General features: G+C 68.6%; 13 protein-coding genes and 1 tRNA gene. 4 read left to right on the forward strand and 10 right to left on the reverse strand.

Annotated features, from left to right (window positions below; all coding sequences use genetic code 11):
• Window positions 1-24: 24 nt before the first annotated feature.
• From JUB11_RS19325 to JUB11_RS19340, 4 genes are all read right to left on the reverse strand, one after another.
• Window positions 25-546 (reverse strand): molybdopterin-dependent oxidoreductase, encoded by a 522-nt coding sequence (locus tag JUB11_RS19325; protein WP_247887166.1) that lies wholly within the window; start codon window positions 544-546, stop codon window positions 25-27.
• 287 nt (window positions 547-833) lie between these two features.
• Window positions 834-2,456 (reverse strand): M20/M25/M40 family metallo-hydrolase, encoded by a 1,623-nt coding sequence (locus JUB11_RS19330; protein ID WP_207460206.1) that lies wholly within the window; start codon window positions 2,454-2,456, stop codon window positions 834-836.
• A gap of 350 nt (window positions 2,457-2,806) precedes the next feature.
• Entirely contained in the window at window positions 2,807-5,497 is a 2,691-nt protein-coding gene (acnA, locus tag JUB11_RS19335) for an aconitate hydratase AcnA (protein ID WP_207460207.1), read from the reverse strand.
• 336 nt (window positions 5,498-5,833) lie between these two features.
• A complete protein-coding gene (locus tag JUB11_RS19340; protein WP_207460208.1) occupies window positions 5,834-6,889 on the reverse strand; it encodes a class I SAM-dependent methyltransferase in 1,056 nt (351 codons plus the stop codon).
• Between the two features lie 319 nt (window positions 6,890-7,208).
• On the opposite strand from JUB11_RS19340, the gene JUB11_RS19345 reads away from it, so the two are divergent.
• Both JUB11_RS19345 and JUB11_RS19350 read left to right on the forward strand, forming a co-directional pair.
• Entirely contained in the window at window positions 7,209-7,799 is a 591-nt protein-coding gene (locus JUB11_RS19345; protein WP_348771467.1) for an NUDIX hydrolase, read from the forward strand.
• 17 nt (window positions 7,800-7,816) lie between these two features.
• Window positions 7,817-8,455, forward strand: coding sequence for a 3'-5' exonuclease (locus JUB11_RS19350; protein WP_207460209.1), 639 nt, complete (start codon window positions 7,817-7,819; stop codon window positions 8,453-8,455).
• A gap of 18 nt (window positions 8,456-8,473) precedes the next feature.
• Here the strand turns inward: JUB11_RS19350 and JUB11_RS19355 are convergent, their stop codons facing one another.
• The 5 genes from JUB11_RS19355 to JUB11_RS19375 form a co-directional block, all read right to left on the reverse strand.
• Window positions 8,474-8,872, reverse strand: a complete 399-nt coding sequence (locus tag JUB11_RS19355; RefSeq protein WP_207460210.1) for a DUF971 domain-containing protein — start codon at window positions 8,870-8,872, stop codon at window positions 8,474-8,476.
• Window positions 8,872-9,108 (reverse strand): Trm112 family protein, encoded by a 237-nt coding sequence (locus JUB11_RS19360; RefSeq protein WP_207460211.1) that lies wholly within the window; start codon window positions 9,106-9,108, stop codon window positions 8,872-8,874. The genes JUB11_RS19355 and JUB11_RS19360 overlap by 1 nt, the downstream gene beginning before the upstream one ends.
• A gap of 36 nt (window positions 9,109-9,144) precedes the next feature.
• Window positions 9,145-9,813, reverse strand: a complete 669-nt coding sequence (locus JUB11_RS19365; protein WP_207460212.1) for an LON peptidase substrate-binding domain-containing protein — start codon at window positions 9,811-9,813, stop codon at window positions 9,145-9,147.
• Window positions 9,814-9,969: 156 nt separating this feature from the next.
• Window positions 9,970-10,902: a co-chaperone YbbN gene (locus tag JUB11_RS19370; protein ID WP_207460213.1), complete on the reverse strand. Its 933-nt coding sequence runs from the start codon at window positions 10,900-10,902 to the stop codon at window positions 9,970-9,972.
• A 122-nt stretch (window positions 10,903-11,024) separates the two neighbouring features.
• Entirely contained in the window at window positions 11,025-11,579 is a 555-nt protein-coding gene (locus tag JUB11_RS19375; RefSeq protein WP_207460214.1) for a prolyl-tRNA synthetase associated domain-containing protein, read from the reverse strand.
• 207 nt (window positions 11,580-11,786) lie between these two features.
• Here JUB11_RS19375 and JUB11_RS19380 point away from each other — a divergent pair.
• Together JUB11_RS19380 and JUB11_RS19385 are read left to right on the forward strand one after the other, a co-directional pair.
• Window positions 11,787-11,861, forward strand: a tRNA-Gly gene (locus JUB11_RS19380).
• A 550-nt stretch (window positions 11,862-12,411) separates the two neighbouring features.
• The gene (locus JUB11_RS19385; protein ID WP_207460215.1) at window positions 12,412-12,630 is read left to right on the forward strand and encodes a DUF1127 domain-containing protein; all 219 of its coding nucleotides are present in this window, start codon (window positions 12,412-12,414) and stop codon (window positions 12,628-12,630) included.
• A gap of 93 nt (window positions 12,631-12,723) precedes the next feature.
• Here JUB11_RS19385 and JUB11_RS19390 read toward each other — a convergent pair whose 3' ends face one another.
• Complete coding sequence (locus JUB11_RS19390) at window positions 12,724-13,887, reverse strand: MFS transporter (protein WP_207460216.1); 1,164 nt, start codon at window positions 13,885-13,887, stop codon at window positions 12,724-12,726.
• Window positions 13,888-13,901 lie beyond the last annotated feature (14 nt).

The raw sequence follows: 13,901 nt of genomic DNA on the forward strand, positions 1-13,901 counted from the left end.
GTCCATGCCGCGCCCGCTCATGTCCTAGCGGACGTCCAGGCTCTTCAGCTGCCACACGGAGCGGCTGAAGTAGGCGTTCGAATTCAGCTCGGTCCGGCTGTCGTAATCGTAGACGATGAACAGCGGCCCCTTGTTGTCGACCCTCAGATACTCGCCGTTCGCCTTCAGGGCGATGATCACGGGATAAGCGCGGGCATCGGACACCGGCAGTTCGGCCGAATAATCGTTCAGCGCGACGGCCAGCAGCCGGTCGCCGCTGGCCTCCACCCGGTCGAGCAGCGTTGCGAGCGGCACGCCCTCGAAGCGGACCGGCCCATTGTCCCAGGGCGTCACGGTTTCGAAGGAGACGGTACCGAGACCTTCCAGCATCGCGCGGTCGAAGCGCGCGGCCTGGCCGTCGTTGCGCACACCGATCTTTCCCGACACTTCCAGGACCGGGCGCCCCGTGGGCTCGGGAAGCGGCTCGGCCGCCGACGCGCCGAAAGCGAGCGGCAGGGCCAGACCCGCCGCCGCGACCGTCCGAACGAAGTGCTGGACCATGGCCATGTCCGATCCCCTCGCGCCAGCCCTGCCGGATGCCTTCCGCATCCGGTCCCGGCGGCGTCGGGATCAGCATACAATTGTTTGATAAACGGACGGTAAAATTCGGGTTCGCCCAAGGCCGCCGGCCGGGTTGGGCGTTCAGCCCGGCAAGGCCGGCCCCTGTTCGGAAAAGACAGGGGAAACGGAGATTTCACCTTTCCAAATCAATCCCTTGCCGTTCCGGCGGGTGCGGCCGGCAGAGACGGCCGTCCCCCTGGAAAAACGGCATACATGCCTATTGTCCGGGGGTCCTAATCCTTCGCCGAGAGCACCCGCCGCGCGATCTCCCCGACAAGGTCCGGCAGCACCTCGAAGCCGTAGGGGACGCACAGACGCTCCAGCGGCGTGTGGTAGTCGCGGCCCCAGGGGCCGGCGTTCACGATGGGAACGCCGCCCAGCGCCGGGCCTTCGGGCCAAGTGATGCCGGCGCCCCAGGGCGGGGTGTTGGCGGCGATGACCGGCACGGCGCCTTCGTCGGCCTGGCCCAGGAAGCTCATGTCGGAGATGCCTGGGAAATAGCGCATCAGCCGTATGGTCGTGCCGTGGCGCTCCGCCACCGCCCGCACCGCTTCCCCACAGGCCGCCTCCAGCCGGCGCGCATCCGGGTCCTCGCCGAGGCTGGTCGCGAGATAGGGCATGGAAGCGAAGCCCAGGAAGATGGCGGGGCCGGTGCGGCCGCTCAGCTCCCAGGCGCGCTCGGTGATCAGCCGGCTCTGCTCCGGCAGGTCCAGCCCGCGCCCCGCCGCCTCGCGCGCCATCCCGGCCAGCGCCTCGGCGGCATCCGGTCCGCGCGCCTCCACCTCGCGGCGCAGCGCCTCGAAGGTCAGGACCGGCACCTCGGGAACGGGCGCGCCGAGCCGCTGCCCCAGCCGTTCGACGAAGCCGCGCGCCGCGCGCGCCGCCAGCGTCTCCACGATGCCCAGCACCTCGGCCGGCCCGCGCCGCTGGGTCATGACGTTCCAGAACATCCAGACCCGCTCGGGCATGGTGACGTTGTAGCCCTGCTTGCCGTCCTTCATGCCGAGCAGGGTCACGCCGGCCGCCGCCTCCTCGCCCGTGCGCTCCTGAAGCTCCGCCGCCCATTCAAGCTCGGCGGCGAGCGCGCCGGCCAGCGCGCAGGCGCCGAGCCCCCGGAAGGAATCCGAGGCGTGGGCCGCCCGGCCGACCACCAGGGCGCTCGGCAGCAGCTTGCCGATGGTGCCGAGCGCCACAGCCCGCCCCTCGCTGCCGTCGCCCTCCTCCACCAGCGCGTCGAGGTTGACCGCCGCGACGATCTCCAGCCCGCGTTCCCGGCCCAGCCCGGCCAGACGGGCCGCGGCGGCACGCGCGCCGGCGGAGTTCACCTCCTCGTCCGGCACGGCGAGGAACAGCAGGTTGCCCACGCGCTCCGGGTCGGCCGCCGCCGCTTCCATCGCCGCGAGCCCGGCGGCCAGCCCGCCCTTCATGTCCAGCAGCCCCCGGCCGGGCAGGAAGTCCGGCCCCTCCAGGTCGGCCAGCGCCAGCCGTTCCCCGACCGTCTCCGCCCTGCCGCGCAGCCGTTCCACCAGCGCCGCCTTCAGCGCCTCGGGCCGGCAGGCGAGAGGGGCGAGGTCGCCGTAATCCTCGATGCCCACCGTGTCGAAATGGCCGGTCAGCACGACCGTCCGCGCGCCCCGCCCCCGCAGCAGCGCGCAGACGCAGGCCCGCCCGGGCAGCCCGTCCGGCACCGGGATGGTCCAGACATCGTCGGGAGAGCCGGCGAAGAGCGGGTCGGCGCGCAGCAGTTCCACCAGCCGCGCGGCGAAGCCGGCTTCGGCGGGCGTGCCGGTGACGCTCGGGATTTCCGTGAGCGCGATGGACCAGCGGGCGGCGGGAGCGGCGGGAACGGTGCTCATGGGATCGGTTTCGGCTCGCGGTTGGGGCGGGACCGGACCCGGAGGTCCGGCCCCGCCAGCATAGCAGCTCCGGCGCGCCGCCCCACGCCGGTTGCGTCAACCGGCTGTCGCCAATCGGCAGGCGTCATTCGGCAGGCTTTATTCAGCGGCTTGCCCGGCGCTCTCCTTCGGGGCGTCGCGGACCGCGGCGGGCGCCTCGCGCGACTGGTCCTCGTCCGTCATGATCCGCGCCAGCCCGATGGCGGCGGGGCGAGGCGCCCATGAGAAAAGGGCCGCCCCCTTTCGGGAGCGGCCCTTTCCTTTGCTTTGACAGAACCGGAACGTTCCGGCGCCGAACTCAGGTGTCTGAATTAAGCCGCGAGGTTGCGCAGCACGTAGTTCAGCACGCCGCCGTTCTTGTAGTATTCGACCTCGTCCAGCGTGTCGATGCGCAGGAAGAGCTGGTACTCCTCCTTGGCGCCGTTCGCGCGGGTCAGGGTCAGGGTGACGTCCTTGCGGGGGCGCAGGTCGTCCTCGATCCCGACGATGTCGAAGGTCTCGGAGCCGTCGAGCTTCAGCGCGTCGCGGGTCAGGCCGTCCTTGAACTGGAGCGGCAGGATGCCCATGCCGACGAGGTTCGAGCGGTGGATGCGCTCGAAGCTCTCGGCGATGACCGCCTTGATGCCCAGCAGCTTGGTGCCCTTGGCCGCCCAGTCGCGGGACGAGCCGGTGCCGTACTCCTTGCCGGCCACCACGACCAGCGGCACGCCCTCGTCGGCGTAGCGCATGGCAGCCGTGTAGATCGGCAGGCGCTCGCCCGACGGATAGTGCTTGGTCTCGCCGCCCTCGACGCCGGGGATCAGCTCGTTCTTGATGCGGATGTTGGCGAAGGTGCCGCGCATCATGACTTCGTGGTTGCCGCGGCGGGCACCGTAGGAGTTGAAGTCCTGCGGACGCACCTGGTAGCTCAGCAGATACTCACCCGCCGGGCTGGTCTTCTTGATCGAGCCGGCCGGGGAGATGTGGTCGGTCGTGATCGAGTCGCCCAGCACGGCCAGGGCGCGCGCGCCCTTCACGTCGGAGACCGCACCCGGCGTCTTCGGCATGTCGGTGAAGAAGGGCGGCAGCTTGACGTAGGTCGAGCTGTCCTTCCACTGGTAGGTCTGGCCTTCGGCGGTGGCGATGTCCTGCCACTGCTGCGGGCCCTTGAACACGTCGCTGTAGCGCGAGCGGAACATCTCCGGCGTCAGCGAGGCGTTGATCGCGTCCTGGACCTCCTGGTTGGACGGCCAGATGTCCGCGAGATAGACCGGCTGCCCGTCCTTGCCCGTGCCGATGGCGTCCTTGGTCAGGTCGATCAGCATGTTGCCGGCCAGCGCGTAGGCGACGCAGAGCGGCGGCGAGGCGAGGTAGTTGGCGCGGGTGTGCGGGTTGACGCGGCCCTCGAAGTTGCGGTTGCCCGAGAGCACCGCGGCGACCACGAGGTTGCCCTCCTCCACCGCCGCGGCGATGGCGTCCGGCAGCGGGCCGGAGTTGCCGATGCAGGTGGTGCAGCCGTAGCCGACCGTGTTGAAGCCGAGCTGGTCCAGATACTGGGTCAGGCCGGCCTGGTTCAGGTAGTCGGTCACAACCTGCGAGCCGGGGGCGAGCGAGGTCTTCACCCAGGGCTTGGTCGTCAGGCCCTTCTCGACCGCCTTGCGGGCGACGAGGCCGGCGGCGATCAGCACGGCGGGGTTGGAGGTGTTGGTGCAGGACGTGATGGCGGAGATCACCACCGCACCCTGCTCGAGCGCGTAGTCGCTGCCGGCGACCGGGACCGACTTCTTCGGGTCATCGGCCTTGAAGGCGCCGGTCAGGTCGGCGGCGAAGCTCTGCGCGGTGCCGGACAGGGCGACGCGGTCCTGCGGGCGCTTCGGGCCGGCGAGCGACGGCTCGACCGTGCCCATGTCCAGCTCCAGCGTGTCCGTGAAGACCGGGTCCGGGGTGTTGGCGTCGCGCCACATGCCCTGCGCCTTGGCATAGGCTTCCACCAGGGCCACCCGCTCGGGGTCGCGGCCGGTGAAGGTCAGGTAGTTGATGGTCTCGGCGTCGATCGGGAAGATGCCGCAGGTGGCGCCGTATTCCGGGCCCATGTTGCCGATGGTGGCGCGGTCCGACAGCGTCAGGCTGTCGAGGCCCGGGCCGTAGAACTCCACGAACTTGCCGACCACGCCCTTCTTGCGGAGCATCTGCGTGACGGTCAGGACGAGGTCGGTCGCGGTGTTGCCTTCCTTCATCTTGCCGGTCAGCTTGAAGCCGACGACCTCGGGGATCAGCATGGAGATGGGCTGGCCCAGCATGGCCGCCTCGGCCTCGATGCCGCCGACGCCCCAGCCCAGCACGGCCAGGCCGTTCACCATCGTGGTGTGGCTGTCGGTGCCGACCAGCGTGTCGGGATAGGCCACCAGCTTGCCGGCCGGGTCGGTGTCGGTCCAGACGGTCTGGGCCAGATATTCGGTGTTCACCTGGTGGCAGATGCCGGTGCCCGGCGGGACGACGCGGAAGTTGTCGAAGGCCTTCTGGCCCCAGCGCAGGAACTCGTAACGCTCCAGGTTGCGCTCGAACTCCAGGTCGACGTTCTTGCCGAAGCTGTCGCTGGTGCCGAAGTAATCCACCATCACCGAGTGGTCGATGACGAGGTCGACCGGGACCAGCGGGTTGATCTTCTTCGGGTCGCCGCCGAGGGCGGCCATCGCCTCGCGCATGGCGGCGAGGTCGCAGACCGCCGGCACGCCGGTGAAGTCCTGCATCAGCACGCGCGCCGGGCGGTAGGCGATCTCACGGTCCGACCGCTTGTCCTTGAGCCACTGGGCCACGGCCTTGACGTCGTCGACCGAGACGGTGCGGCCGTCCTCGAAGCGCAGGAGGTTCTCCAGCAGGACCTTCATCGAGTAGGGCAGGCGCGAAAGGTCGCCCAGCCCCGCCTCCTCGGCGGCCTTGATGCTGTAATAGTCATAGCTCTTGCCACCCACCGTGAGGGTACGGCGGGTCTTCAACGTGTCCTGACCGGTGAACGTGGTCACGGGAACGCCTCCTTGGCTTGGGTCTGGTGCTTGTCTTTGGCGGCAGCGGATCGCGGCTGTCGATGACGGCCATATCTGTCGTTGCCGTGGTGTAGCGCAAAAACGAGGCAGGATCAAACGGCTTCGATCACGCCTGCTTCGCACCGCTTCATCCTGACGAAGACCGCTCCCGGGAGCTCAGTACAGTCCGAATGGTTGGGTGCTACAGACGGGAAGAAGGTGAATGCTGGGCGATTCTGGTATGACCACTTTCCGCCCTGGTATGACCACTTCATGCCGCAGCGCAACAGCGCCCCTCCCCGGCCGCCGCCACGGCCCGGTTCCTTGACGCGGCCTTCAGGCGGGCTTGATCGCGAGGTAGCGGACGAAGCTCAGGCCGCGGCCCAGCACCCGCAGCCGCGCCCACCACATCGACAGCTCCCGCGCCAGCCCCGACAGCACGGGTCCGGACAGCACGCCGCTCTTCAGCCGCTCCGCCAGCGCCCGCACCCGCTCGACGATCTGGCGGCGGTGGAGCGCCGTCAGGTCCTCGGTGATGCGCAGGTCCATGTTGCGCTGGACCAGCTCGGTCGCCATGCGGTCGCGCGACCAGGGATACAGCTCCTCCGGTTCCTCGTTCCTCCACCGGTTCCAATTGTCCCAGGAGGCCGGAGTTCCCTCGATCACGTAATCGAACAGCAGCAGCCCCCCATTCTCCTTGGCGCAGTCGCAGATCCGGTCGAGGAAGACCTCCTTGGAGCGGACGCGGTGCAGAACGCGGTCGGCCAGCACGAGGTCGAAATGGCCGGCCTGGTTGAAGCCGTCCGGGTCGTAGGCGGCGATGGGCGCCTTCTTCGCCAGCCCCAGCGCCTTCGACCGCTCCATGCCGAGCCGCGCCAGCAGGGGCGACATCTCCAGCCCCGTCACCCAGGTGTCGTAGCTGCCGGCGATGGCGCGCGCCGAACCGCCCAGGCCCGCCGACAGGTCGAGCACGGTCTTGGCCGGGGTGAGCCCGAAGGAGCGCACCGCCTCCACCATCCAGGCCGCGTCGCCCGGCCCCGCCTGCCCGTCGCCCCAGAGCATCTGCGCGCCTTCCGCCCGCCCCGGCGACCAGAGCGGCCCGCCGCTCCGGTCGAGCTGGAGGCTCGCCAGACGGTCCAGTTCGCCATCGGCGGACACATCGCCGGACTCGGCGGCGGAAGCGGTGGCGGAAGCGGTGGCGGAAGCGGTGGCAGGAGGCAGGGCCTGCCGGGAAAGCGCCGCCCGGTCCAGACCGAGCGGCGAGGCGCGCCCGGCGCGCTGGGCGGCGCGGGCCGCGCGCGACAGCGCCTCGACGTCATACCCCTCCCACCAGGCGACCAGCCGCGACCGCAAGTCCGGATTGCGCCAGCGCTCCAACTCCCGGTGGTTCAAGGCCCGCTCTCCGCGCGATGAGGAACGCTTTTCAGGAGAAGCCGCGTCGCGACGTGTAATGCGGCAGCCCTACCCAGCAATAAAGAGGTAAGAAGCCCCTTCCCTTCTTGTCAAGAAAGGATTCCTTAACCAATATCTACCAATTAGCGCGTGTTTTATATGGTTTTCGCGCATTCCCGACGCTGCTGCGGGGCAACACCGGCATGCCGGGGTGCGGGAAAATCCGGGGAGCCACGCCGGGGCGCGTTGCGGATGCGCCGGGGCGCTCCCTATATTCCGCACCTGCTCATGCGCCGCAACCGACCGGAGGACCTTCCGCGTGCCGCACACGACCCGCAATCCCTGGACGATTCTGTCCACAAAGCCGGTCTACGAGAATCCCTGGATGCGGATCGTCGAACATCAGGTGCTGAACCCGAAGGGCAAGCCCGGCATCTACGGCGTCATGCACGCGCAGAACCTCGCGGTCGGGGTCGTGCCCATCGACGACGAGGGCCATGTCACGCTGGTCGGCCAGTACCGCTTGCCTCTGAACCTCTACAGCTGGGAGATCCCGGAGGGCGGCGCCGACCCGAAGCTGCCGCCGGTCGAATCGGCGCGGCGCGAGCTGTCGGAGGAAACCGGCCTCACCGCCCGGCACTGGCTGCCGCTGATGACGCTGCACCTGTCCAACAGCGTCACCGACGAGACCGCCCACGGCTTCCTCGCCTGGGGGCTGCAGCAGGGCACCGCCACGCCGGAGGACACCGAGGAGCTTCAGGTCCGCCGCATTCCCTTCGCCGAGGCCCTGTCCATGGCGATGCGCGGCGACATCACGGACGCTATCGCGGTGGCCTGCCTGATGAAGGTCCAGCTGATGGCGCAGGCGGGCGAGCTGCCCGACGACGTGACCCGCCTGATCCTGCGCTGAAGGAAAAGCCCGCTTCCATGTACGCCGTCGCCATCGATTTCGAGACCGCCAACGAGCTGCGGACCAGTGCCTGTTCCATCGGCGTCGCCTGGATCGACCGGGGCCGCGTCGTCGCGACGGAGGAGCATCTGATCCGCCCGCGCGAGCTGCGCTTCAACCCCTTCAACAGCAAGATCCACGGCATCCACGCCGACGACGTGGCCGAGGCGCCGGAATTCCCCGAGGTGTGGGCGCTTCTGGAGGAGCGGATGCGCGGGCGCCTCGTGCTCGCCCACAACGCCTCCTTCGACCTCAGCGTGCTGCGCCACACGCTCGCCGACTATGGGATGGCGGCCCCGGTCTGCTCCTATCTCTGCACGGTCATCCTGGCGCGGCGCGCCTGGCCGGAGCTGACCGCGCACAAGCTGAACGTGCTGGCCGCGCATCTGGGCATCGCGCTCGAACACCACCGGGCCGGCAGCGACGCGGAGGCCTGCGGGCGGATCGCGCTGGCGGCGGCGGGTGCTCTGGGGCTGGAGCGGCTCGGCCAGATCGCCGAGGCGACCGGCATCGTTCCGGGCGAGTTGCGCGCCGACGGCTACAGCGCCTGCAAGGCCGGACGCACGCCGCCGAAGCGCCGCGCGGCCGGGGGACTCGTCACACTGGAGCGGAGCTGAGCCAAGCGCGGTGGAAGATCAGCGGCGCGGGTCGCGGCTGAGCTTCCTGGCCTCGAGCTCGGCGAGATAGTCGGCCCACAGCTCGTCCTGCTTCTCGCCGATCTCGTACAGGTACTTCCAGCTGTAGATGCCGGTGTCGTGCAGGTCGTCGAAGAGGATGCGCACGGCGTAATGGCCGACCGGCTCCAGCTTCATGATGCCGACATGGCGGCGGCCGAAGACCGTCTGCTTCTGGCCCGGCCCGTGGCCCTGCACCTCGGCCGAGGGGCTGACCACGCGCAGGAACTCCGCCGGGTAGGAGAAGGTCCGGCCGTTGTCGAACTCGACCTCCAGCCGCTTTTCCTCCTTCTTCAGGCGGATCTCGACGGGCCAGTGCTTGGTGCCGAATGCGTCCGTGGCGAACTGCTCGTCGGACATCAGGCGGCTCCGGAGTCGCCGTCGACGCTGCGCGCCTCGTCCACCAGCATGATCGGGATGCCGTCGCGGATCGGGTAGGCCAGCCCGGCCCGCTCGCTGATCAGCTCGCCGCGCTGCGCGTCGTAGCGCAACGGCCCCTTGGTCAGGGGGCAGACCAGGATTTCCAGCAGCTTGGGATCGACGCGCGCGCCGGCCTTGCCTTCGGTCGCCTTGTCCTCGGGGGTGTCCACGCTCATGGAAATTGGCCTCGCGTAAATGGCGGATGTGGGGGATCAGTGACGGTGCGGCCCGGCGTCGCCGTCGTGGGCGTCGAGAATGGACATCTCGATCAGCGCGATCAAGAGCTTCGCGCGCTGCTGGAGGTCCGGCGCCTCCAGCAGCGCCTGTTTCTCACCCGGCCCGAAGGGGCAGATCATGGCGAGCGAGGTGACCAGCCGCTCGTCGGGGGTGGAGCCGATGGCGTCCCAGTCCACCGAGATGCCGTTCGCCTTGAGGTAGCCGCGCAGACCCGCCAGAAGCTTGGGCCGGTCGAAGGAGGCGCCGCGCTCCTCCTCCAGGTCGCCGGCGTAGCGGTCCCAGTCCGCCTCCACCCGGCGGTAGCCGCGCGCCCCCTCCAGTTCCTGGCGGACGTCGAAGCGGCAGACGCCCGACAGGGTGATCAGGAAGCGGCCGTCCTCGGATTCCGTGAAGCTGGTGATGCGCCCGGCGCAGCCCGTCCCGTAGACGGCCGGCGCCTGGGATCGGGTGCCGGGATCGGTCGGCTGGACCATCCCGATCATGCGGCCGCCGCCCAGCGCGTCCTCGACCATCGCGAGGTAGCGCGGCTCGAAGATGTTCAGCGGCAGCCGCCCGCGCGGCAGCAGCAGCACGCCGGGCAGCGGAAAGATCGGCAGGTCCCGCGGCAGGCGGTCGAAGGTCGGGTCGAACGGGTTTCGGTTCATGCTTGGAATATAGGCGCGGCTCGGCCCGCGAACAGTCACGAGCGCAACGGTGCGACTCCGCCGCAGGGCGGGAGTGGGCGCGGGGTGGCCCGGAAAGTGAAAAGGGCGGCCCGCCACCGGCAGGCCGCCCCTTCCCGAAGGCCAATGCGTCCAGCCCTAGCTGAACAGGATCGACGACAGGCGCCGGCGGGTCTGGACGGTCAGCGGGTCGGTCGGGCCGAAGGCCTCGAAGAACTTCACGAGCTGCTTGCGGGCGGCCTGCTCGTTCCATTCGCGGTCGCGCTTCACGCTGTCCAGCAGCGCGTCCACCGCCTCCTGCCGCTGGCCGGCGGCGAACAGCGCGATGGCGAGGTCGAGGCGGGCCTGGTGGTCGTCCGGGTCGCGCGCCACCTTGTCCTGAAGCTCGGTGATCGGGCCGGCCTTCTCCGCCTGCTCGGCGACCTCCAGCGCGCTGCGGGCCAGCGCCATCTCCTTGTCCTTGGCGATGGGCTCGGGCGCCCCGTCGAGCATCTGCCGGGCCTGCTCCAGGTCCTTGGCGGCGATCAGGCAGCGGACCAGACCGAAATAGGCCTGGGCGTTCTCCGGGTCGGCCTGCATCAACTCGTTGTAGATCTCGGCGGCGGTCTGGATGTCGCCGGCCTCCAGCGCCTCCTTGGCCTGGGCCAGCACCTCCTCGATCATGTCGGCCTCGGAGCCGCCGGACAGCTTCGCCAGCTTCTCGACGAAGGCCTTGATCTGCGACTCAGGGACCGCACCCATGAAGCCGTCCACCGGGCGCCCCTGGAAGAAGGCGAAGACGGCGGGGATCGACTGCACGCGCAGCTGCTGCGCGATCATCGGGTGCTGGTCGGTGTCGATCTTGACCAGCCGCACGGCACCCTTGGCGGCCAGCACGGCCTTTTCCAGCACGGGGCCGAGCTGCTTGCAGGGGCCGCACCAGGGCGCCCAGAAATCGACGATGACCGGGACGCTCTGCGAGGCCTCGATCACGTCGGCCATGAAGGCGCGGTCGCTGCTGTCCTTGACGAGGTCCTTGGCGGCGGCACCGCCGCCGAAGGCGGCGTTGTTGGCGGGCGGAGGTGAGAACATGGCTTCCAGATTTCCCGTTTTCGGTCTTGCGTGAATAGATGAGCCTTTCCCGCCCGCCGAACAAGCCTTTCGCATGCGGCGCGTCGGATGGCTTGGCCTGAAACGTTCACCGGCGTTCCGGCTCAGCCCTCCTCGCCGAAGGCGACGACCGCCGGCTCGTGCCCGCAGGCGCGGATGAAGGCCAGCAAGTCCGCCGAGCGGATGGCCGTGGTGCGGTCGTTCATCAGCGGGTGATAGTTCAGGAGATCGTGCCGCATCATCGCCTCCTGGAGCACGACCCTGACCCGCTTCTCCGTATCGTTGATCAGGGCGAAGGGCGTGACCGAGCCCGGCCGCACGCCGAGATGCCGCCACAGCCGGTCCGGCGAGGCGAAGCTGAGCCGCGCCGACCCGATGGCCTTGTCCAGCCCGTTCATCTCGATCCGCGCGTCCTCCAGCGCCACCACCAGCCAGTGCTGGTCCTTCTTGTCCTTCAGGAACAGGTTCTTGCAGTGGCCGCCGGGCAGCGCGCCGCGCAAGGCCTTGCTGTCCTCCACCGTGCGCATCGGCGGGTGGCGGTGCGTCACCGCCTCGATCCCCAGCTCCGCCAGCCGCGCCAGCAACTCGTCCGGCGAGGTCGGCAGGGGGACATCGCCGGGAATGGGCGAAGGGGCGGCGGAAGGCGGGGTCTCGGCCATGGCTCGGGCGTCGCGGCGCTGTTCGGAGAGGGGTTCGGAGGAGGTTTCTTACCGGCGGGACGGCCCCTCGTCCAGACGTTCGAATTTCTGAAAAGGAGCGCTTGCATTGCTCCGGCCGATGAGTATAGTCCGCCGCACGCCGCCGGACGGACCGGCCGCCAGCCCCGATACGAAGGGCAGGCAGCGGGATGGAAAGCGGCACGGAGCGCGGGCGTAGCTCAGGGGTAGAGCACAACCTTGCCAAGGTTGGGGTCGAGGGTTCGAATCCCTTCGCCCGCTCCAAATTCAAGCGACATCAAGGGCCGGGCCTCGATCGAGGCACCGGCCCTTCGCTTTTCTGGCCTCTGGCCGAACCACGCCGCGGCATTCCCTGAAAGCGCATGCGCCCGAACCGGGCCCAAGGACCGAAACCAAGCTTTCGGCCATCCCTCCTCCGTCTCATACGATTTTCATGAAGTCCTGATCTGTGGTCAGGACTTCCGCGCCACAGGGCACGGGGCCGCAGTCGCTGCCCTATACCGGGTTCGGAGGTCGGAATTTTCCGAACCCGGCATCACGTCATGGACTCCGTGCGAGCAGCGAATTTGCGCCCGGAATGCTCATCGCACAAACATTTCGCATAACAAACCACTAGCATCGTAAGTCCTCGCCGAAGTGAAACAAAGATTTCACTCCTGTGACCGTAAAGGTCCAGCCATCCAAAACCTACAGCCCCGCTATGTAAAAGCGTCTGTGGCGAAGGCCGACGAAGACGAATATCTATTCATCACCAAACACAGGCGCCGCAGCCCTGGGCATGACGGCGCGATCCAAGAAAAATGGAATCACCATCATGACCATGACCGAACGCTCGGCCGATCTCGGCCACGCCAGCTCGACCACCACCCTCTCCCAGCTGGTCGCCCGCCTCTCCTCCCTCCTGTCCCTGTGGCGCCGCCGCACCGTCACCCGCTTCGAACTCGCCCGCCTGGACGAGCGCATGCTGCGGGACATCGGCGTCACCCACGGTGCGGTGGAGCTGGAAGTGTCGAAGCCCTTCTGGCGCGCCTGACCGGTGCCGGAACCGGAACGGCGAAAAGGCCGCCTCCCTCACGGGATGGCGGCCTTCTTCATTTCAGGATGCCTCCAGACGCGCACTATTCCCTCAAGCTGGAAACCCGCGATGCCTGGTCACCCCGACAACCATCAGCGTTGACACCAGCAGCACCAGCAAAGCGGGAGAGAACGCCCCTACACCGAACCAGTTCAACAGCACGCCACCCACGATGCCCCCGCCGGCAATTGCCGTGTTCCAGGCGGTCACCAGCATGGACTGCGCGACATCCGTAGCCTCGCCGGCCATCTCGGCGAGCGCGGTCTGAAAGAGCGTCGCCGCGCCTCCGAAGGCCAAACCCCAGGCGGCACCAGCTGCGTACACCACAGCAGGCACATCTCCGGCCATGCCAAGCGCCAGCGCGGACAGGCTGAACACGACTGTGCTGGCGAGCGTCAACGCGCGCAGATGGCGGTCGATCAGCAAACCGATGATCCAGATGCCCAACAGGGACGTGACGCCGAATACCAGCAGCACAAGGTCCGTCCGGTCCGCCATGCCTGCCGCAGCCAGGAAAGGCGCGATGTAGGTGTAGAGGATGTTGTGTGCCAGCACGAAGGCCAACACCACGAAAAGGAGCGGACGCACACCGGGCATGGTGAACACGTGCCCGAGTGACAGCCGTTTACCCGCCGTCTGCCCAGCGAAGTCCGGCACCTTGACGCGCACCCAGATCATGAGCAGCAGCGCCAGCAGGCTCATGATGCCGAAGCACATGCGCCAGCTCACCAGATTGCCAAGGAATGTGCCGGCCGGCACGCCGAGCGACAGCGCCAATGGCGTTCCCACCATGGCAATCGCGATGGCCCGCCCCTTTTGGTGTTCCGGCACCATGCGAGCGGCATAGCCGGCCAGCAGAGCCCAGAGCAGTCCAGCCGAAACTCCCGCCAGAAAGCGCGCCATCATCGTCAGCGCATAGCTGGCGGAAAGTGCCGTCACGGTGTTGGCAAGTGCGAAGCCCGCGACCGCGGCCAACAGCAACGGCCGGCGCCGGATGCCCTGTGTGGCGGCGGTCAACGGGATAGCCGCCACGAGCGAGCCGATGGCATAGATCGTGACGGTCTGGCCGACCCAGGCCTCGGACACGGCCAAGCCGTGTGCCATATGCGGCAACAGCCCGGCCGGCAGCGCTTCGGTCAGGATGGTGATGAAAGCCGCCATGGCCAGTGCCAGCAACGCGGCCAAGGGCAGGCGGTCTTGCGTACCGGATTTCATCGCGGCACCTCCGC

The sequence above is a fragment of the Azospirillum sp. SYSU D00513 genome, assembly GCF_017356015.1.
Lineage (GTDB): Bacteria > Pseudomonadota > Alphaproteobacteria > Azospirillales > Azospirillaceae > Azospirillum.